Raw genomic sequence first — 19,508 nt, 5'->3', positions numbered from 1 at the left:
ACCGGGACCCCCGGAAAAATAGAATTCGTACTAACTTCCGTCGCGTCATCGTGAACACCGACGGGAGCACCGATGAACGCTGACCTCACCCTGGCGGAGCGCACCGCCGTCGTCACCGGCGCGGGCGCCGGGCTGGGCCGCAGCGAGGCCCTCGCGCTGGCCGGGCAGGGCGCGGCCGTCGTCGTCAACGACATCGGCCCGGCCGCCGAGGACGTCGCCGCCGAGATCCGCGCGGCGGGCGGCCGGGCCGTCGCCGTGGCCGGGGACGTCGGCGACTGGACGCTCGGCGAGAAGCTGGTGCAGACGGCCGTGGAGACGTTCGGGAGCCTGGACGTCGTCGTCAACAACGCCGGCGTCCTGCGCGACAAGATGCTGTTCAACCTGTCCGAGTCCGACTGGGACGACGTGATCCGCGTGCACCTGAAGGGGCACGCGGCCGTGTCCCGTGCGGCCGCCGTGCACTGGCGGGCCGCGAGCAAGGCCGCGGGCGGCCCCGTGTACGGACGGGTGATCAACACGGCGTCCGAGGCGTTCCTGTTCGGCTCCGCCGGGCAGCCGAACTACTCGGCGGCGAAGGCCGGGATCGTCGCGCTGACCCTGTCCACCGCGCAGGGCCTCGCCCGGTACGGGGTGCGGGCGAACGCGATCTGCCCGCGTGCGCGCACGGCGATGACCGAGGCGTCGTTCGGCGAGGGCACCGCACCCGGCGGCCTGGACGCCATGGCGCCCGAGCGCGTCGGGACGTTCGTCGGCTACCTCGCGTCCCCGGCCGCCGAGAAGATCAGCGGGCAGGTGTTCGTCGTGTACGGCGACATGGTCGCGCTGATGGCCGCGCCGACCGTCGAGCGGAAGTTCACGGCGGAGAACGGGGTGTTCTCCCCCGATGAGTTCGCCGCGCAGGTCACCCCGTACTTCGACGACCGCGACCCGCGCCGCACGTACGCCGCGTGGGACGTCGCCGCGCTCGACACGACGGGGACCAATCAGCCCCGGTGACCACCGGACCGGCGGCCGCCCCCGCATCGCGCGGACGGGGGCGGCCGTTCGCGTTCCCGCACACGCCGGTCAGTACACGCCGGTCAGTGCACGCCCGTCAGTACACGTCCGGCCCGCGCAGCGACGCCTCCGCGCCGCCGTCCACGTAGACGACCTGGCCCGCCATGTGCGAGTTCGCCGGGGAGATCAGCCAGGCGATCGCCTCCGCGATGACCTCCGGGCCGGCGTACCCGTTGAGCGGCATCGGGACGGCCCGGTCCATCACCGCGCGCATCTTCGGGTCGGCGAACAGCGGCTCGCTCATCGGCGTCCGGACGACGCCCGGCGCGACCGCGTTCAGCGGGACGCCCGCACCCGCCCACTCCGGCGAGACCGACGCGGCGCGCAGCCAGCGGGCCAGCGCCGACTTCGACGACGGGTACAGCCGGTTGCCCTCGCCGCGCTCGATCACCTTCGCCGCCGCCGCGAGCGCCGCGGGCTCGTCGCCGTCCAGGCAGGCCCGCAGGACGTCCTCGTCCAGCGGCTGGGTCCCGGAGATCGACCCGACGGCGGCGGCGCGGGGCCGCTCGGCGCGGGCGAGCGCGGGGCGCAGGCCGTCCAGCAGGGCGACGGCGCCGAAGTGGTTGACGGTGACGGTCAGCGGCGTCGGGCCGGACACGCCCGCGCACGCCACGACGCCGTCGAGCGTCCCGCCCGCCCGGTCGAGGACGCCGGCGACGGCGGCGTCCCGTCCCTCGGGGGTGCCGAGGTCGGCGCACACGTCGGCGTCGCGCAGGTCGACGCCGATCACCGTGTCGCCGCGCTCGCGCAGCATCTCCGCGAGGGTCCGGCCGATGCCGGAGGCGGTGCCGCTGATCGCGACCGTGCGTCCCGTGCTCGTTGCGGCCATGGGGGTCTCCTTCACATGTGGGAGCCGCCGTCGACCCGCAGGTCGACGCCGGTCTGGTAGGCGGCGTCGGACGAGCCCGCGTACGCGATCACCGCGGCGATCTGCTCGGCCCGGCCCGGCCCGAACGGGGGCGCGAGACGCCCGAAGTACGTCGGGTCGACGCCCTCGGGGAACATGCCGGGCGCCCTGGTCAGCGGCGTGTCGACGCCGCCCGGCGAGATCGACAGCACCCGGATCCGGCGCGGGCTCAGCTCGGCGGCGAGGCTCAGCGAGAACGACAGCACCGCCCCCTTCGACGCCGAATACGCCGACATGTACGGGTTGCCCTGCACCGCCGACAGGGACGCGACGTTGACGATCGCGCCCGTCCCGTCCGGCAGGTGCGGCGCGGCCTCGCGGCAGAACAGCGCGGTCCCGACCACGTTCACCTGGAACAGGCGGGTGAGGTCGGCGACGGTGAGGTCGGCGAGCGGCGTCGTCTTGTGGATCCCCGCGACGTTCACCAGGACGTCGATGCCGCCGAGCGTCCCGGCCGCGTCCCGGACGGCGTCGATCACCGCGGGCTCGTCGGTGACGTCGGCGACGCGCGTCGCGATCGTCCCGGGGCCGGTGATCGCGGCGGCCGTCCCGGCGAGACCGTCCGCGGAGAGGTCCACCCCGTACAGGCGGGCGCCCTCGCTCGCGAGGCGGATCGCGGTGGCCCGGCCGATGCCCGACGCGGCCCCGGTGAGCAGGACTTTCACCCCGTCATAGCGCTTCATGATCGCACGGTAGCGACGGCCCGGACGGGACGGCCGGTGCGGTCCCGGCCATCGGGAGCGGTCAGCCGGACGCGCCGGGACCGGACGCGTTGGAGCGGGGCGCGAGCAGCAGCCGGCACGCCATCCGGATGTCGCTCTCCACGTCCGCCATGGACGCGCGCCCGTTCAGGCTCATCTGCAGCACCCCGTACCAGCACTGCATGAGCAGCCGCACGAGCCGGACGTCCTGCGCCGTCGGCACCTCGATGCCGGTGGCCAGCAGCACGATCTCCTGGAACGTGGTGTCGATCTTGGCGGTGTCGATGACGGTCGCGACGTTCGCGCTGTTCGCCGCGTGCAGCATCGACGCCGACAGCAGCGGCTGCGCCATCAGGGTGCGGCTGGCGGCGACCAGCAGGTCGGCGACCGCGTCCTCCGGGTCGACGCCGGGCGGGGGCGGGCCGACGCCCTCCCCGAACCGGTCGACCTGCGCGGCCATCACCGCGGTGAACAGGTGCACCTTCGAGGGGAAGTAGCGATAGAGGGTGCCGATGGCCACCCCGGCCGCCTTGGCGACCTCGTGCATCTGGACGCGTTCGAGGGGCTTCTCGCCGCCGATGCGCATGGCGGCGCGCAGGATGCGCTGCCGCCGGTCGTGCTGCTCCGGCGAGCTGGGCTCGGCCGACAGCCTGGCCGACGCGATCCTCGCCACGATCTCCCCCTCCGACTCCTGTCCTGCCACGACCATATCTAGCCGTCCGGCGAGGTCCGCCGCAGATTGATACCGCTCAGTGGGACGAGGGGGTCCGCCCGGCCGTGGCGCCCGCTTACGTTTGCCGCCCGAACTCGCGAAGGGGACGTCACGTGGGCGAATGGACCGACGAGTACGACGTGGTGGTGGCCGGCTCGGGCGCCGGGGCGCTGGCCGGGGCGCTCGCCGCGGCCGCGGGCGGGCGGCGCACGGCCGTCCTGGAGAAGACGGGGCTGCTGGGCGGGACGACCGCCTACTCGGGCGCGTCGATCTGGCTGCCGGGCACCCGGGTGCAGGAACGCGCCGGAGTCGGCGACGACACGACCGAGTCGGCGCGGGCCTACCTCACGGCGCTGCTCGGCGACGGCCCCGCCGCGCTGCGCGAGGCGTTCCTCGAGGCCGCGCCGCAGGTCGTCGAGTTCCTGGAGGGCGACCCCGACATCGAGTTCGAATGGCAGGCGTTCCCCGAGTACTACGACGCGCCCGGCCGCACCGCGATGGGCCGCTCGATCGTGCCGCTGCCCGTGCCCGCCGAACGGCTCGGCGAGCTCGCGGCGCTCGTCCGTCCGCCGGTCGACCGGGACCGCGCGGGGCTGTCGCACGACCCGTCCGAGCCGCTGGTGCAGGGCCGCGCGCTGATCGGGCGGCTGCTGCTGGCGTTCGCGAACACCGGGCGCGGCGACGTCCGGACCCGGACGGCGCTGACCTCGCTCATCGTCGAGGACGGGCGGGTCGTGGGCGTCGCGGCGGAGTCGGCGGACGGGCCGGTGCGGCTGCGCGCCCGGCACGGCGTGCTGCTGGCGGCGGGCGGGTTCGAGTCGTCCGCCGGCCTGCGGGCCGAGCGCGCGGTGGCGGGCTCGGCGGAGTGGACGATGGGCCCGGACGGCGCGAACACCGGCGACGCGATCACCGCGGCGGTCGCCGCCGGGGCCGCGACCGGCAACCTGAACGAGGCGTGGTTCTGCCCGGGCATCCTCAACCCGGACGGGCGGGCCGCGTTCACGCTCGGGTTCCACGGCGGCCTCATCGTCGACGGGACGGGCCTCCGGTTCGCCAACGAGTCGCTCCCCTACGACCGGATGGGCCGCGAGATGGCCGCCGCGCGGGGTCCCCTGCACCTGATCTTCGACGCGAAGACCGAGGCCGCCCCGGCCATCGTGATCCCCGCCGTCGCCCCCGAGGAGCACCTCGCCGCCGGCACCTGGGTGAAGGCCGACACCCTCGACGAGCTCGCCGCGAAGATCGGCGTGCCCGGCACGGCCCTCGCCTCGACCGTCGAGCGGTTCAACGGGTTCGCGGCCAAGGGCGTCGACGAGGACTTCCACCGCGGCGAGGACCTCTACGACCGGTTCTTCACCGGCGGCGGGCCCGGCCTCGTCGCCGTCGACGAGGGGCCCTTCTACGCGGCGCGGATGGTGGTCAGCGACCTCGGCACCAAGGGCGGGCTCCGCATCGACCCCGACGCCCGCGTGCTCGACGCGGCGGACCGCCCGATCCCCGGCCTGTACGCGGCGGGCAACACCACGGCGTCCTTCACCGGCCCGGTCTACCCCGGGCCGGGCGTCCCGATCGCCACCGGGATGGCGTTCGCGTACCGGGCCGTGCGGCACATGGCGTCCGAGGAGAAGTGACCATGACATCGATCAGGACGCGGGCCGCCGGGCTCGCCGCCGCCGTGGCGTGCGCCGCGACGTTCGGGACGGCCGTGCCCGCGCAGGCGGACGTCCCGCCCGGTCACCGCGGCCGCCTCCTGGCCGCGGGCCCGGTCGCGGGCACCGCGGCGCTGCCGAGCGCCGCCGCCAACCGCACGGTCACGTACACGTCGGAGGGCGCGAACGGCCGGCCGATCACCGTGACCGGCACCGTCGCGATCCCCCCGGGGACGCCGCCGCGCGACGGCTGGCCGGTGCTGAGCTGGGCGCACGGCACGACCGGGACCGCCGACGTCTGCGCCCCCTCCGCCGACACCGCGGACGGCCCCGCGCACGACTACCTCGCGGTCACCGAGCGGTACCTCGACCGGTGGGTCGCGCAGGGGTACGCGGTCGTGCAGACCGACTACGAGGGCCTCGGCACCCCCGGCGGGCACCCGTACATGCACGGCCGCAGCGAGGCGAACGCCGTCGTCGACATCGTCCGCGCCGCCCGCGACCTCGACCGCCGCATCGGCCGTGACTGGTACGTCGCCGGGCACAGCCAGGGCGGGCACGCGGCGCTGTTCACGGCCGCCGCCGACCGGACGCCCCGCGACGTGCGGCTCCGGGGAGCGCTCGCGCTCGCCCCCGGCTCGCAGACGAGCGCGACCCCCGAGTACGTCCGGGCCGGGCTTCCGGGCGCCCGGGCGGCGATGCCGTTTCTGTTCGTCCTGCTCACCGGCGCCGAGGCCGCCGAGCCGTCGATCGTCCCCGAGGACCTGCTGACCGACGGGGCCCTCCCGATGCTGGAGGCGGCGCGCACGTCCGCGTGCACCTACGGGCTCCGGCGGATGGCCGAGGGCTTCGACCCCGCGAAGGTCTTCAGGCCCGACGCCGACCTGCGCCCGCTCGTCGCGTACCTGCGCTCGCAGGAGCCCGCGGGCCTGCACCTGCGCGTGCCGACGCTCGTCCTGCAGGGCACCGCCGACACGCTGGTCTCACCGGAGGCGACGAAGCTGCTGCTCGGCGACCTCTGCGAGCGGTACGGCACGATCGCCCACCGCGAGTACGAGGGCGCCGACCACCGCGCGCTGCTCGACGCGTCGTTCACCGACGGCCTGCGGTACGTCGAGGGCCTCCGCAAGGGCGAAAGCCCGCCCAGCGACTGCTGACCGCCCGCGACCGCGCCGCCCGTCCCTCCTGGGACCGGGCGGCGCGGTCGCGTTTCGCGACGGCAGGGCGTCCGATCTCGCTCGTCCGTAGGGGCCGGGCGCTTCGGACGGTCACAGGAAGCGGCGGACGGGAAGGATCGAGGCTTCCTTCGCGCGGTGCAGGACGGGGCGGTGACGCCAGCGGACGGGGTCGATGCGCTCGCTGACCGCCAGGTCTTCGGTGAAATGGTCGTCGAGGCGGGCGGTCACGGCGGAGTCGATCGCGGCGAGCATGATCTCCTCGTCGTGGTCGAGGGACCGCCGGTTGAAGTTGGTGGAGCCGATCAGGGACGCGATGCCGTCCATCGTGATGACCTTGGTGTGCATCATGGTGGGCCGGTACTGCCAGATCTGCACGCCGGCGTCCAGGAGAGCGGCGTAGTGGTACTGGCCGGCGAGCCTGCTGACGCGCTTGTCGGCGTGCGGGCCCGGCAGCAGGATCTGGACCGTGACGCCGCGGCGGGCGGTACGGCACAGCAGGTCGGCGAAATAGGCGTCGGGCGCGAAGTAGGCGGTGGCCAGCCGGACGCGGCGCCGCGCCAGTTCCAGCACGACCCGGATCAGGGTCTGCATGTCCTGCCAGCCCATGCCGGCCGAGCCCCGCACCACCTGGACGACGGCGTCACCGCATTCGTCCTGCGCGCAGAAGCGGTCGCGGTCATCGAACAGGTCGACGTCGCACTCCGCCCAGTTCTGCGCGAACCCCGCGGCGATGCCGTCCACGGCGGGGCCGCGCACGCGCACGTGGGTGTCGCGCCACTCGTCGACGTTGCGGGCGTCGCCCTTCCACTCGTCGGCGATGCCCACCCCGCCCGTGAAGGCCGTGTGCTCGTCGATGATCAGCGCCTTGCGGTGGCAGCGGTGGTTCTGCTTGAACGGCGACAGGTACGGCGGCCTGCGGAACCAGGCCACGGTGACGCCCGCCTCCTCCATCACGTCCAGCAGCTCCCGCTCGATCGGGTGACTGCCGAAGCCGTCCAGCAGCAGCCGCACCCGCACCCCGGCGCGGGCGCGGTCGGCCAGCGCGTGGGCGAACCGGCGGGCGATGTCGCCCCGCCAGTACACGTACGTCATCATGTCGACGGTGTGCTCGGCGGACGCGATGGCGGCCAGCATCGCCGGGAAGATCTCGTCGCCGTTGCGCAGCGGCTCCACCGCGTTGCCCTCGGTCGCGGCGACGCCGAGCAGCCGCTCCAGCCGCCGCCGCAGCCGCACGCCTTCCGCGGCCGGGTCCCCGGCCGCGGAACGCTCGGCCCGGTCGGGGGTGATCGACGTCATGCGTCCTCCCGCATCATCGGCGTCCGCGATCAGAACGGGGACCGGAAACGCGCGCGGCGCCCCGCGGACCCGCTGCGGCCGACGGCCCGCGACGAGGACCGGAACGGCTTGCTCAGCAGGCGCCCGAGCGGGCCCGGCGCCGAGGACCCCGCCCGCGATCCGAAGCCCAGCGCCCGCTGGGTGCCCCGCTGCGGATGCCGCGAGAGCCTCGGCAGCAGGAACGCCAGGACCAGCAGCACCGCACAAACGCCCACAATGGCAACGACCGCCATGTTCTCGCCCCTTCCGGAGATTGCGTCAACGTCTGGCGACGCTTTACCCCGGACAGAGGCGGACATTCCGCCACGTTGACCACAGCCCCGTCACCGGTCGCGGCGGCCGAGGAACCCGCCGATCGCGGCGGCCACCTCGCTCGGCGCCTCCTCGGCCATGTGGTGGCCCGAATCGATGGGGCCGCCGCGGACGTCCTCCGCCCAGGCGCGCCAGATCTTCACCGGATCGCCGTACAGATCCTCGAGGTCGTCCCGGCGGGACCACAGCACGAGCGTCGGGCACCGTACGCGGCGGCCTGCGGCGCGGTCCGCCTCGTCGTGCCGGCGGTCGACGCCCAGGCCCGCCCGGTAGTCCTCCAGCATCCCGTGCACGGTCGCCGGATCGTGGATCGCGGCCCGGAAGTCGTCCCATGCCTCGGGGGCCATGTGCTCGCCGGTCGTGGCGTACCACGCGTCGGGATCCGCGTTGATGATCCGCTCGGCGGGCTTGCCGGTCTGGCCGAAGAACCACCAGTGCCACCAGGCCGCGGCGAAGCGGGCGTCGCAGCGCTCCAGATGCTCGACGACCGGCAGCCCGTCCATCGCCACCAGCGCGGTGACCGCACCGGGATGGTCCATCGCGGTGCGGAACGCCACCAGCGCGCCGCGGTCGTGACCGGCCACCGCGAAGGTGTCGTGCCCGAGTACGCGCATCAGCGCGACGACGTCCCCGGCCATCGCGCGCTTGGAGTAGGGCGCGTGCTCGGCGTCGGTCGGCGGCTTGCCCGATCTCCCGTACCCGCGCAGGTCCGGGCACACGACGGTGAACCGCTCGGCGAGCAGCGGCGCCACCCGGTGCCATGTCGCGTGCGTGCGGGGATGACCGTGCAGCAGGACGAGCGGCGGACCGGAACCCCCGTGCCGGACGCGCAGCTCGACCTCGCCGACATCGACCCTCTCCAGGGTGAAACCTTTGAAGATCATTGACGCGCACTACCCGCCGACCCCACCGTCAACCACGGCGGGCGGGGGGCGGGCCGGGGGCCGCGGACGGGGGCCGGTCAGACGAGGTTGTCCTCCACGGCGAGGCCGAATTCGCCCCGGCCGTACATGGAGAGGGCGCGTTCGACGTCGTTGGCGACGTGGACGCTGCCCGCGTGGGCGTCGCGCCAGGCGCGCTCGATCACGTGGCCGCGGCGCAGCGAGTTGCCGCCCGCGGTCTTGAACAGGATGTCGATGGCCTCGATGGCGCGTTCGGTGCCGCGGACCTGGTCGCGGCGGGCGCGCAGGCGCAGCTCCATCGGGATCTCGGTGCCGCGCACCGCGTGGGCGTGCACGTCGCGCATGTTGCGTTCGGTCTGCAGGACGGCCGCGTCGATCTCCGAGGCCGCGCGGGCCACGGCCACCTGCGCGAACTCGTCCTCGACGAAGCGGCCGCCGCCGAGGCTCAGCCGGATCCGGTCGCGCATCTGCGCCACGTAGGAGCGGTAGCAGCCCGCGGCCATCCCGATGACGCTGGACGACACCGTCGTGGTGAAGATCGTGCCGAACGGGAGCCGGTAGAGGGGGCCGGTGTTGACCTTGCGGCCGGGGGCGCGCAGGCGCGCCTGGTCGTAGTTGCGCATCGCGCGGTGCGCCGGGACGAACGCGCGCTCGACGACGATGTCGTCGCTGGCGGTGCCGCGCAGGCCCATCGAGTCCCAGACCCGGCGGATCTCGTAGTCGGCGCGGGGCAGCAGGACGGTCATGAAGTCGACGGGGCGGCCCTCGGCGCCGACGACGAGGCCGCCGAGCAGCACCCAGGACGCGAACTCGCAGCCGGAGGAGAACGCCCACCGGCCGGAGATCTCGAAGCCGCCCTCGACGGGGACGAGCCGGCCGATCGGGGCGTAGGACGACGCGACGAGCACGTCCGGGCCGGCGTCCCACACCTCGCGCTGCGCGGCGTCGGGGAACAGGCCGAGATGCCACGAGTGGACGCCGAGCACGGCCGTCACCCAGCCGGTGGAGCCGCAGGCCCCGGAGATCTCCCGGACGGCGGCGTAGAAGTCGACCGGGTCGGCCTCGGCGCCGCCGTACCGGGCGGGCTGCAGCATGCGGAACACGCCCGCGTCGGTCAGCCTCCGGACGGTGTCGGCGGGGATGCGGCCCTTCTCGTCCACGGTCCGGGCCCGCTCGGCGATGCCCGGCAGCAATGCGCGCACGGCGTCCAGGACCTCACTGCTCATCCGCCCGTTCCCCTCCTCCTCGTCCGGTTCGTGCAGGACACCACGGGGGGCCGGACGGGCGGGCGGAGACGTCCCGGCCAGCGGGACACGGCCCCGGACGGCGTGACCTGCGACATAGCGTGCGAATCATCTCGTCCATAGCCGAAGGGATGATCCACCGTGACCGCTGCCGAGTCGGACGCGATCCGCCGCATCGAGGCCGAGGCGATTTCCAGCCGGTTCGCCCGAGGATGGCACTGCCTGGGCCTCGCCGAGAAGTTCAAGGACGGCAAGCCGCACACGATCAACGGGTTCGGCCAGAAGCTCGTCGTGTTCATGGGCGAGGACGGCAAGATCAACGTGCTGGACGGCTACTGCCGCCACATGGGCGGGGACCTGTCCCAGGGCACCGTCAAGGGCAACACGATCGCGTGCCCCTTCCACGACTGGCGCTGGGGCGGCGACGGCCGCTGCAAGGGCATCCCGTACTCGCGTCGGGTGCCGCTGCGCGCGCGCACGGCCGCCTGGCCGACCATGGAGCAGGACCAGCTCCTGTTCGTGTGGAACGACCCGGAGGGCAAGCAGCCGCCGGAGGACGTCACGATCCCCGTCATCGAGGGCGCGACCCGCGACGACTGGACCGACTGGCGCTGGACGGAACAGACCGTCCACACGAACGCGCGGGAGGTCATCGACAACGTCGTCGACATGGCGCACTTCTTCTACATCCACCAGTCGTTCCCGACGTACTTCAAGAACGTCTTCGAGGGCCACACGGCCACGCAGATCATGAAGGGCGTCACCCGGGAGGACTCCCGGCGGGAGCGCGAGGGGAGCAGTGGAGGCGGCGGGCCGCGGATGCTCGGCAACACCTCCGTCGCGACCTACCACGGACCCTCATTCATGATCGACGAGCTGACGTACCACTACGACGGCTACGACCTGAAGTCGATCCTGATCAACTGCCACTACCCGATCGACGAGAACTCGTTCTCGCTGCACTCGGGGATCATCGTCCAGCACAGCGACGCGCTGCCGCCCGCGGCCGCCGAGGCGACCGCGGAGAAGCTGTCGTCCTTCATCCTGACCGGCTTCCAGCAGGACGTCGAGATCTGGAAGAACAAGACCCGCATCGACAACCCGCTGCTGTGCGAGGAGGACGGCCCGGTCTACCAGCTCCGCCGCTGGTACGAGCAGTTCTACGTGGACGTCGCCGACGTCAAGCCCGAGATGACCGACCGGTTCGAGTACGAGATCGACACCACCCGCCCGGTCGAGTCGTGGAAGAAGGAGGTCGAGGAGAACCTCGCCCGCCTGGACGCGGCGGAGGCCACGGCGTGACGGTGCGGTCCGACGAGCGGCTGGACGGGGCGCCGCTGCGTCCCGTCCGCTGCCGCCGCTGCGCCGCCGAGGTGCTGGCGCGCAAGGCCAGCTGGGAGCAGACCAGCATCCAGTGGACGGCGGAGGCGCGCGCCGCGTGCACCGGCCTGGACGAGGACGAGCACGGGACGTGCCCGGCGCTGCGTTCGGCGATCCAGGAGGCCGCGCTCACCGGCGACATCACGGTCCTCGATGACTGACCCCGCGCACGGCAGGCTGGCCGGGCGCGTCGCGGTCGTGACGGGCGCCGGGGACGGCATCGGCCGGGGCGTCGCGCGGCGGTTCGCCGCCGAGGGCGCGCGCGTCCTGGTCGCCGACCTGGACGCCGGCGCCGGCGCGCGGGTCGCCGCCGCGCTCGCGGACGAGTTCGGCGCCGAAGCCCGCTTCGTCCACACCGACGTGACGGTGAGGGCGCAGGTCGAGGCGATGATCGCGACGGCCGTCGACACGTGGGGCGCGGTGGACGTCCTGGTGAACAACGCGTGGGGCGCGGGCACCGTCGGGCGCGTCGAGCACAAGACGGACGAGCAGCTCGCGCGGGGGTTCGCGATGGGCTACTACGGGCCGCTGTGGGCGATGCGGGCCGCGTTCCCGCACATGAAGGCGCGCGGCTGGGGCCGGGTGATCAACATGTGCTCGCTGAACGGCGTGAACGCGCACATGGGCACGCTGGAGTACAACTCCGCGAAGGAGGCGCTCCGGACGCTGACCCGGACCGCGGCGCGCGAGTGGGCGCCGACGGGCGTCGTCGTCAACGCGATCTGCCCGGGCGCCAAGAGCGCCGCGTTCCGCCGGATCTCCGCGGAGCACCCGGAGATCGAGGCCGCCGCCGACGCCGCCAACCCGATGGGCCGGCTCGGCGACCCGGAGGACGACATCGCGCCGGTCGCGTTGTTCCTCGCCAGCGAGGACGCCCGCTACCTGACCGGCAACACGCTGTTCGCGGACGGCGGTTCGCACATCAACGGGGTCGCCTGGGCCCCCGATCTGGACGGAGAAGGATGATCGACAAGTACGGGCCGTGGGCCGTCGTCGCGGGCGGCTCGGAGGGCGTGGGCGCGGCGTTCGCGCACCGGCTGGCCGACGCGGGCGTCAACCTCGTGCTCATCGCCCGCAAGCCCGGCCCGCTCGCCGAGACCGCCGCGTCCGTCCGGGCGAAGGGCGTGCAGGTCCGGACGCTCGAACTCGACCTCGTCGCCCCGGAGCCGCTGAAGGCGGTGCGGGAGGTCACCGACGACATCGAGGTCGGGCTGCTGATCTTCAACGCGGGCGCGAACAGTTACGGGCACGAGTTCGTCACCGGCGACCTCGACCGGTTCCAGGACGTCATCGACCTCAACATCACCGCGCAGCTCGCGCTGACCCACCACTTCGCGGCGCCGATGAAGGAGCGGGGCCGCGGCGGCATCCTGCTGGTGGGGTCGCTCGCCGGGTACATGGGGCAGGCGCAGATCAGCGTGTACTCGGCGGTCAAGGCGTTCGGGCGGGTGTTCGCCGAGGGCCTGTGGCTGGAGCTGCGCGAGCACGGCGTGGACGTCCTCGAGCTGGTGCTCGGCGTCACCCGGACGCCCGCGATGGAACGCGCGGGCCTCAACATGGACATCCCGGGCCTGAACGTCGCCGATCCGGACGACGTCGCCCGCGAGGGCCTCGAGCACCTCGGCGACGGGCCGGTCCGGGTCGCGGGCGGCAACTACGAGGCCGCGCAGAAGCGCAGCGGGTTCCCGCGCGCCGCGAAGGTCGCGGGCGCGCACGAGGCGATGAAGCGGATGCTCCCGGCGGCGTCCGGCGGGTAACGCACGACGCGTACGCAGGGTGATCGGTTGACGACTGAGCGTATTGACAGTCAAGGTCACTCCGGGGTGTGATTCATGGTGATCAGCAGTTCAAATCCGGAGGTGTCACCATGCGTTTCCGCCTGCCCATCGCCCTGTCCGCGCTGCTCGGGGGCGCCGTCGCGCTCGTCCCGTCCGGGCCCGCGGCGCACGCCGAGCCCTATCCGCCGGGCGAGTACCGGATCATGACGGACCACGGCGGCCGCTGCCTGAACGGCCCCGCGGCGGCCGACGCTCGCGCCACCGTCGGGCCGTGCGGCACGGTCTGGCGCCTCCGGCTCATGTCGGACGGCGTCCAGATCATCCGCGCGGCTCCGGACGACTGCCTGGGCGTCTCCCGCCGGGACGTGCGGCCGCGCAACCTCGCGATCCGCTCCTGCGAGAAGGAGCCGACGCTCTGGTACGCGACGCACGCGGGCGACGGCCGCTACCTGATCTCGCTCGCGAGCGACGGGCAGCTCCTCACCTGGCACGAGGACGAGGAGTACGCCCACCTGGTGCCGGAGCGGCCCGACCACGGCCACCAGCTCTGGACGTTCGAGCCCGCCGGGAACTGACCGTCACCCGGTCGCGGACGCCTCCAGCCGGACGAACGCACCCGACCGGCGCACGTACACCGGGTCGCCGGTGTTCCACGCCGCGTCCCGCAGCGGCCGCTTGACGACCTTGTTCGTCGGGGTGCGGGGCAGTTCCGCCAGCACGCGCACGTACCGGGGCGCCTGCTTGGTGCCGAGGTCGGGCTGCCCCGCCAGGAACGCGGCGAACGCCTCCGGGTCGAACCGGCGGCCGGGCGCGAGCGTCACCGCCGCCATCACCTGGTCGCCGACCCGCTCGTCCGGGACGGCGTACACGGCGACGTCGGCGAACGCGTCGAACCGGGCGAGGAGCCGCTCCAGCGGCGCGGCGGCGAAGTTCTCGCCGTCCACGCGGAGCCAGTCGTCGCCGCGCCCGGCGAAGTACCAGTAGCCGTCGGCGTCGCGGTAGGCGAGGTCGCCCGACCACACCCACCCGTTGCGGACGCGCTTCGCCGTGGCCTCCGGGTTCCGGTAGTAGCCCTCGAACCTCGCGGCGCCCCGCGTGTCGACGATCTCGCCGACGGCGTCGGCGGCGTTCGTCAGGCGGCCGTGCTCGTCGAACTCGGCGCGCGGGCACTCGCGCAGCGTCTCCGGATCGACGACGATCACGCCCTCCTCGGCGACGCCGAGCGACCCCGGCGGCGTCCCGGGGACGCGGCCGATGCGGATCTCGCCCTCGCTCGACCCGTACGCGTCGATGACCGTGCAGCCGAACCGCGCGGCGAACGCCTCGATGTCGCGCTCCGCCGCCTCGTTGCCGAACGCGATCCGCAGCGGGTTGTCCGCGTCGTCCGGCTTCTCCGGGGTCGCCAGGATGTAGCTGAGCGGCTTGCCGACGTAGTTGAAGAACGTGACGCCGTACCGGCGGACGTCCGGCAGGAACCCGGACGCGGAGAACCGGCGCCGCAGCACCAGCCGGCCGCCGGTCGCGACCGCCGGGGCGACGCCCGCCATCAGCGCGTTCGAGTGGAACATCGGCATCGCGACGTAGAACACGTCGTCGCGCCCGAGGTTCCGCCGCGCCGCCTGCTGGACGGCGATCCGCCCGAGCCGCCCCTGGCTGCACACCACGGCCTTCGGCGCGGACGTCGTCCCGGACGTGAAGACCAGGCAGAACACCCGCGCCGGATCGTCCCCGGGGACGCCGTCGAGCGGCTTCGCGCGCGCGACCCGCTCGGCGTGGTCGCCGCGGTCGACGACGAGCACGGGCACGCCCGGGTCGGCGGGCAGGTCGTCCAGGAGGGGAACGCGGGCCGATTCGGTGACGATCGCGCCGCAGTCGGTGTGCGCGATGTCGCGGGCGAGTTCGGCGCCGCGGCGGGTCGGGTTCGGCTCCACCACCGGGACACCGGCGAGCGCGGCGCCGAGCAGCCAGAACAGGTGCTCGGGGCCGTTCTCCAGGAACAGCCCCACATGCCACGGACCCGGGCCCGGCCCCGCCAGGTCGCGGACGAGTCCCGCCCGCAGCCGCGCCTCGGCGACGACCTCGCGCCACGTCCACGTGCGGTCCTCGAACGACAGGCCCGCCCGGTCGTCCGCGCCGCGCGCCGCGACCAGCGCCGCGAACGTCGGGTCGTCCGCCGGGCGGTCGTCGCCCAGCACCGCGCCCGCCACCGTGTCCTCGGCCATGCTCCTCCTCCCCGCCCGGCCGCGCCGGTGCGTCTACGCAGGGTCGGCCAGGACGCCCGGGCGCGGCGCCGGCCGATCCCGCTCAGCGGGACCGGCCCCCCTCGCCGGCGCCCGTGCCACACGCCCCAACCCCCCGAATCCGTTCCACCCCCGCGAAAAGCGCAGCGGCGCTTCGCGGAGGCACGTCGGCGTCGGCCGCGGGAACGCCCCGCGCGGCGGCGGGGCGTCCCCGTGGCCGGGGTGGTCAGCGGGAGGTGGGGCGGTTGAAGCGGTACTTCGACCAGACGTAGCCGAAGACCGTGATGCCGACGCACCAGGCGGCGGCCTGGACGGCGCTGTCGCCGATCGCGTCGCCCATGAGGAGGCCGCGCAGGGTCTCGGTGAGGGGCGTAAAGGGCTGGTACTCGGCGAACCAGCGCAGCGCGGCGGGCATCGTGTCGGTCGGGACGAAGCCGCTGCCGAAGAACGGCAGGAGCATCAGGATCATCGGGGAGTTGCTGGCGCTCTCCACGGTCCTGGCGGCGAGGCCCAGCCCCACGGACAGCCAGGTGAGGGCGAGTGCGAACCCGGTGACCAGGCCCGCCGCGGCGAACCACTCGACCGGGGACGCGTCCGGCCGGAAGCCGATCGCGAGGGCGACGCCGACGACGACCACGATGCCCAGGAGGGCTTGGACGACGCTGGCGATGACGTGCCCGGTGAGCACCGACGGGCGCCAGATCGCCATGGTGCGGAAGCGGTCGATGATGCCCTCGGTCATGTCCATGGCGACCGAGACGGCGGTGCCCTGCGCGGCGGCGGCCATCGCCATCAGGATGATGCCGGGCGCCACGTAGTCGACGTAGGCGCCGCGGCCGCCGGAGCCGCCGCCGATGCCGTCGCCGAGGGTGGCGCCGAAGACGTAGACGAACAGCAGGAGGAAGACCACCGGCATGCCGATGAGCATCAAGGTCATCGACGGGTAGCGCAGCATCCGCCGCAGCTGGCGGCGCAGCATCGTCGCCGAGTCGGGAAGGGAGTGGGCCACGGTGTTCAACGCTGGGGCTCCAAGTCGTTCCGGCCGGTCAGGGTGAGGAAGACGTCGTCGAGATCGGGGGTGTGCACGGACATCTCCGCGACGTCGATGGACAGGTCGTCGAGGCGGGCGAACAGGTCCCGCATCGAGCGGACGCCGCCGTCGCTCGGCACCCGCAGGGACAGGCCGTCCTCGCCGAGGGCGGCGTCGGCCAGGGCGTGGACGGCGGTGGAGACGGCGGCCGGGTCGGTGAACCGCAGCAGGATGTGGCCGCCGGGGATGAGGCGCTTGAGCTCGTCGGCGGTGCCCTCCGCGATCAGCCGCCCGCCGTCGAGGACCGCGATCCGGTCGGCGAGCTGGTCGGCCTCCTCCAGGTACTGGGTGGTGAGGAAGATCGTCACGCCGCCCGCCACGAGGTCCCGGATGGTCTTCCACATGGTGCGGCGGCTGCGGGGGTCCAGGCCGGTGGTGGGCTCGTCCAGGAAGATGACTTCCGGGTCCCCCACCAGGGTCATCGCGAGATCGAGCCTGCGCCGCATCCCGCCGGAGTAGGCGCTCGCCGGTTTCCGGCCCGCTTCGACCAGGTCGAACCGCTCCAGCAGCTCGTCGGCGCGGCGCCGGGACGCCCTCCGGCCGAGATGGTGCAGGTCGCCCATCAGGGCGAGGTTCTCCCGCCCGGTCAGCAGGTTGTCCACCGCCGAGTACTGGCCGGTGACGCCGATCGCCGCGCGCACGGCATCGGCGTCCCGGGCCGGACCGTGTCCCGCGACCCGCATCTCGCCGCCGTCCGCGGCGAGCAGCGTCGACAGGATCTTGACCATGGTCGTCTTCCCCGCCCCGTTCGGCCCGAGCAGCGAGAAGATCGTCCCTCTGGCGACCCGCAGGTCGATGCCGTCGAGCACGACCTTGTCTCCGTACGCCTTGCGCAGTCCGGTGACCGCGATGGCCGGTTGTGTCATGGTTACTCTCCGTGTTCGAATGGAGGTACAGGAGGTCGGCACGAGACCCACAGGCGGCCCGGAACGAACGCATCACGCCGTTCCCGGCACCTGCCGGTCGGTGCTGTTGTTCTCAGTGACTGATGTCGGCCGATGAGCCCGACCGATGAGGGCGAGCAGTGACCCCGGCCGATGAGGCCCCCGACTGAGCGCGGCCGGTGAGCGCGGTCGGTGAGCGCGGTCGGTGAGCCCGGCTGCTCAGCTCAGCCGGCGGGCCTCGGCCGATGGGGTCGGCCGATGGGGTCGGCCGATGGGGTCGGCCGATGGGGTCGGCCGATGGGGTCGGCCGATAGGCCCGGCCGATAGGCCCGGCCGATAGGCCCGGCCGATAGGCCCGGCCGATAGGCCCGGCCGATGGGTACGGCCGATGGACGCGGCCGATGGTGTCGGCCGATGAACGCGGCCGATGGTGTCGGCCGGTCGGGTCGGCCGGGTTGGGGCGGTCGGTCGGCTCAGAGAGGGCGTGGGTGGGACTGGGGCGTTGTGTTGGTGGTTTTGGGCAGGTCGGTGGGGGCGCTGGTGGAGCGCCGGGGTGGGGTGCGGGGTGGTCAGGCTCGGCGGACGAGGATGTCGGCGAAGCGGGTGCGGGCGCGGATCTCGACCATCTCGGCGGCTCCGCCGGGGTCGTCGGCGGCTTCCAGTTCGCTCCGCACGTTGCCGTAGTCGGAGCTCACCTCCAGCCAGGCCGCGGTGCCCTCGGGGACGCCGACCTCCACCTCGCCGAAGCCGGTTTCCAGCGTGGCGCTCCCGCTGACCGCCTCGCCGATCCGGACGCTGCCGTGCGCGGTCTTCGCGTGGAGTTCGGCGCGGGACCGGCCGATCAGGACGTCGCCGTTCGCGTTGACGAGACGCGCGTCGCCCGCGACATCGCCGATGGTGATGTCGCCGTTGGACGCCTTCACCGACGCGGTGCCGGTGATCTCGCCGAGCCGGATCTTCGCGGCGGCGGACACCACCTCGATGTGGCCGGACGCGCGCTGGACGGAGATCTCCCCGGCGGCGGCGCGCACCTTCAGGCGTCCGGTCTCCTGGAGCCGGACGAAACCGGCCGCGGTGTCGAGGTCGGTGTCGCCGAGCCGGCCTTCGGCGCGGAAGTGTCCGCCGCTCTTGGCCTCGACGTGCGACCCGGTGGGCAGGTCGATGGTGACCTCGACCGACGGCGGGCTGCCGACGAGCGAGCGGACCGTGTAGCGCGGGGTCTTGACCGAGAGCCGTCCCGCCTCGAACTCGACGCGGGTCTCCTCGGCCGCCTGGACGTCGAACTCCCGTGCGGGGTCGCTGGGCCGCACGTCCACGACGGTGTCGGCGCGGTCCGCGGCGCGGAACCGCACGAGGCCGCCCGCGGTCTCGACGGCGGCGGCGATCTCGTCGGGGGTGTCGAACGTGTACACGTGGACGTTCTTCTCGTGTCCCTTGGAACTGGTCTGCATCTCGTCAGCGCACCCATCCGGTGTAGTTGCGGCCGATCGGCCGTCCCTCGCCCCTGTCCTGCGGAGGCCCGCCGGGGTCGAGGGCGGCGGTCACCGCCCGGACGAGCCAGGCGTTGACCGACAGGCCCATCCGGCCGGCCGCCTCCTCGATCCGCGGCTTGAGGTGCTCGGGCAGGCGGAGCGTGATCCGCGAGGTGCCGCCGCTCTCCTCCGGCTCGGGCACCGGGGCCCGGACGCCCATCGAGACCTCGATGGCGCCGGCCAGCGCCTGCCGCAGGCCGCCGGGCGGCGCCTCCGCGGGCGCGGGCTCCGCGGGCGGCGGCGTCACCACGAAGTCGGGATCGCGGCCGCGCAGCCGGACCTCGACCGAGCCGGGCGCCAGGTCCCGGGTGATCTCGTCGGCCGCGTCCGACAGCGCCTCCAGCAGGACGAGGCGGACCGCGGCCTCCAGCGGCGAGGTGAGCCGCTCCGCCAAGGCGCGGGCGTCGTCACCCCCGGCCTCGGCCGCGACCGCGAGTTCGCGCCGAAGGCTGTCGACGTACATCGCGATATCCATGACGTCATGGTGGCGTCATAGGTGACGTCATGTCAAGTCGATCACTGCGGCGAGATGGCGTCAGGGCGTTGCCACCGCCCACCGTTCCTCGGCGTCCGCACGTTCTGCGACTTGTGGATGATGCCAATGCCCT

Annotated in this window: 20 protein-coding genes; 8 read left to right on the top strand and 12 right to left on the bottom strand. The window is 73.6% G+C overall.

What is annotated here, in order from left to right; all coding sequences use genetic code 11:
- Nucleotides 1-72: 72 nt before the first annotated feature.
- Complete coding sequence (locus tag ACFQ11_RS04880) at nucleotides 73-996, top strand: 3-oxoacyl-ACP reductase (protein ID WP_378296595.1); 924 nt, start codon at nucleotides 73-75, stop codon at nucleotides 994-996.
- A 97-nt stretch (nucleotides 997-1,093) separates the two neighbouring features.
- Here ACFQ11_RS04880 and ACFQ11_RS04875 read toward each other — a convergent pair whose 3' ends face one another.
- The 3 genes from ACFQ11_RS04875 to ACFQ11_RS04865 form a co-directional block, all read right to left on the bottom strand.
- Nucleotides 1,094-1,885: an SDR family oxidoreductase gene (locus ACFQ11_RS04875; protein ID WP_378296594.1), complete on the bottom strand. Its 792-nt coding sequence runs from the start codon at nucleotides 1,883-1,885 to the stop codon at nucleotides 1,094-1,096.
- Between the two features lie 11 nt (nucleotides 1,886-1,896).
- Complete coding sequence (locus ACFQ11_RS04870) at nucleotides 1,897-2,646, bottom strand: SDR family NAD(P)-dependent oxidoreductase (RefSeq protein ID WP_378296593.1); 750 nt, start codon at nucleotides 2,644-2,646, stop codon at nucleotides 1,897-1,899.
- A gap of 61 nt (nucleotides 2,647-2,707) precedes the next feature.
- Nucleotides 2,708-3,337: a TetR family transcriptional regulator gene (locus ACFQ11_RS04865; RefSeq protein ID WP_378296592.1), complete on the bottom strand. Its 630-nt coding sequence runs from the start codon at nucleotides 3,335-3,337 to the stop codon at nucleotides 2,708-2,710.
- Nucleotides 3,338-3,489: 152 nt separating this feature from the next.
- Here ACFQ11_RS04865 and ACFQ11_RS04860 point away from each other — a divergent pair, with 152 nt between their 5' ends.
- Both ACFQ11_RS04860 and ACFQ11_RS04855 read left to right on the top strand, forming a co-directional pair.
- Entirely contained in the window at nucleotides 3,490-5,007 is a 1,518-nt protein-coding gene (locus ACFQ11_RS04860; protein ID WP_378296590.1) for an FAD-dependent oxidoreductase, read from the top strand.
- 2 nt (nucleotides 5,008-5,009) lie between these two features.
- A complete protein-coding gene (locus tag ACFQ11_RS04855) occupies nucleotides 5,010-6,182 on the top strand; it encodes a serine aminopeptidase domain-containing protein (protein ID WP_378296589.1) in 1,173 nt (390 codons plus the stop codon).
- Nucleotides 6,183-6,293: 111 nt separating this feature from the next.
- Here the strand turns inward: ACFQ11_RS04855 and ACFQ11_RS04850 are convergent, their stop codons facing one another.
- The 4 genes from ACFQ11_RS04850 to hsaA form a co-directional block, all read right to left on the bottom strand.
- Complete coding sequence (locus ACFQ11_RS04850) at nucleotides 6,294-7,499, bottom strand: phospholipase D-like domain-containing protein (protein WP_378296588.1); 1,206 nt, start codon at nucleotides 7,497-7,499, stop codon at nucleotides 6,294-6,296.
- A gap of 29 nt (nucleotides 7,500-7,528) precedes the next feature.
- Nucleotides 7,529-7,771 carry a DUF6411 family protein gene (locus ACFQ11_RS04845; protein WP_378296587.1) on the bottom strand — a complete coding sequence of 81 codons (243 nt, stop codon included), beginning with the start codon at nucleotides 7,769-7,771 and terminating at the stop codon, nucleotides 7,529-7,531.
- Nucleotides 7,772-7,861: 90 nt separating this feature from the next.
- The gene (locus ACFQ11_RS04840; protein ID WP_378296696.1) at nucleotides 7,862-8,731 is read right to left on the bottom strand and encodes an alpha/beta fold hydrolase; all 870 of its coding nucleotides are present in this window, start codon (nucleotides 8,729-8,731) and stop codon (nucleotides 7,862-7,864) included.
- Between the two features lie 80 nt (nucleotides 8,732-8,811).
- Nucleotides 8,812-9,978: a 3-hydroxy-9,10-secoandrosta-1,3,5(10)-triene-9,17-dione monooxygenase oxygenase subunit gene (gene hsaA / locus ACFQ11_RS04835; RefSeq protein ID WP_378296586.1), complete on the bottom strand. Its 1,167-nt coding sequence runs from the start codon at nucleotides 9,976-9,978 to the stop codon at nucleotides 8,812-8,814.
- Nucleotides 9,979-10,137: 159 nt separating this feature from the next.
- Between hsaA and ACFQ11_RS04830 the strand changes: the two genes are divergently transcribed.
- From ACFQ11_RS04830 to ACFQ11_RS04810, 5 genes are all read left to right on the top strand, one after another.
- Nucleotides 10,138-11,298, top strand: coding sequence for a Rieske 2Fe-2S domain-containing protein (locus ACFQ11_RS04830; RefSeq protein WP_378296584.1), 1,161 nt, complete (start codon nucleotides 10,138-10,140; stop codon nucleotides 11,296-11,298).
- Entirely contained in the window at nucleotides 11,295-11,537 is a 243-nt protein-coding gene (locus tag ACFQ11_RS04825; RefSeq protein ID WP_378296583.1) for a ferredoxin, read from the top strand. The genes ACFQ11_RS04830 and ACFQ11_RS04825 overlap by 4 nt, the downstream gene beginning before the upstream one ends.
- The gene (locus ACFQ11_RS04820; RefSeq protein WP_378296582.1) at nucleotides 11,530-12,342 is read left to right on the top strand and encodes an SDR family NAD(P)-dependent oxidoreductase; all 813 of its coding nucleotides are present in this window, start codon (nucleotides 11,530-11,532) and stop codon (nucleotides 12,340-12,342) included. The genes ACFQ11_RS04825 and ACFQ11_RS04820 overlap by 8 nt, the downstream gene beginning before the upstream one ends.
- On the top strand, nucleotides 12,339-13,133 hold the full coding sequence (locus tag ACFQ11_RS04815; protein WP_378296580.1) for an SDR family NAD(P)-dependent oxidoreductase: 795 nt from the start codon (nucleotides 12,339-12,341) through the stop codon (nucleotides 13,131-13,133). Before ACFQ11_RS04820 ends, ACFQ11_RS04815 begins: the two co-directional genes overlap by 4 nt.
- A 110-nt stretch (nucleotides 13,134-13,243) precedes the next feature.
- Entirely contained in the window at nucleotides 13,244-13,729 is a 486-nt protein-coding gene (locus ACFQ11_RS04810; RefSeq protein ID WP_378296579.1) for an RICIN domain-containing protein, read from the top strand.
- A gap of 3 nt (nucleotides 13,730-13,732) precedes the next feature.
- Here ACFQ11_RS04810 and ACFQ11_RS04805 read toward each other — a convergent pair whose 3' ends face one another.
- The 5 genes from ACFQ11_RS04805 to ACFQ11_RS04785 form a co-directional block, all read right to left on the bottom strand.
- On the bottom strand, nucleotides 13,733-15,376 hold the full coding sequence (locus ACFQ11_RS04805) for an AMP-binding protein (protein ID WP_378296578.1): 1,644 nt from the start codon (nucleotides 15,374-15,376) through the stop codon (nucleotides 13,733-13,735).
- Between the two features lie 244 nt (nucleotides 15,377-15,620).
- Complete coding sequence (locus ACFQ11_RS04800; protein ID WP_378296577.1) at nucleotides 15,621-16,412, bottom strand: ABC transporter permease; 792 nt, start codon at nucleotides 16,410-16,412, stop codon at nucleotides 15,621-15,623.
- Nucleotides 16,409-17,350 (bottom strand): ATP-binding cassette domain-containing protein, encoded by a 942-nt coding sequence (locus tag ACFQ11_RS04795; RefSeq protein WP_378296576.1) that lies wholly within the window; start codon nucleotides 17,348-17,350, stop codon nucleotides 16,409-16,411. The genes ACFQ11_RS04800 and ACFQ11_RS04795 overlap by 4 nt, the downstream gene beginning before the upstream one ends.
- Nucleotides 17,351-17,937: 587 nt before the next feature.
- The gene (locus ACFQ11_RS04790; protein WP_378296575.1) at nucleotides 17,938-18,819 is read right to left on the bottom strand and encodes a DUF4097 family beta strand repeat-containing protein; all 882 of its coding nucleotides are present in this window, start codon (nucleotides 18,817-18,819) and stop codon (nucleotides 17,938-17,940) included.
- A 4-nt stretch (nucleotides 18,820-18,823) separates the two neighbouring features.
- The gene (locus tag ACFQ11_RS04785) at nucleotides 18,824-19,375 is read right to left on the bottom strand and encodes a hypothetical protein (protein WP_378296574.1); all 552 of its coding nucleotides are present in this window, start codon (nucleotides 19,373-19,375) and stop codon (nucleotides 18,824-18,826) included.
- Nucleotides 19,376-19,508: the final 133 nt, after the last annotated feature.

Origin of the sequence: Actinomadura sediminis (genome assembly GCF_042675525.1) — a bacterium.
Lineage (GTDB): Bacteria > Actinomycetota > Actinomycetes > Streptosporangiales > Streptosporangiaceae > Spirillospora > Spirillospora sediminis.
The sequence above is the reverse complement of the archived record's forward strand: the minus strand, read 5'-3'. Positions and strand labels throughout refer to the sequence as shown.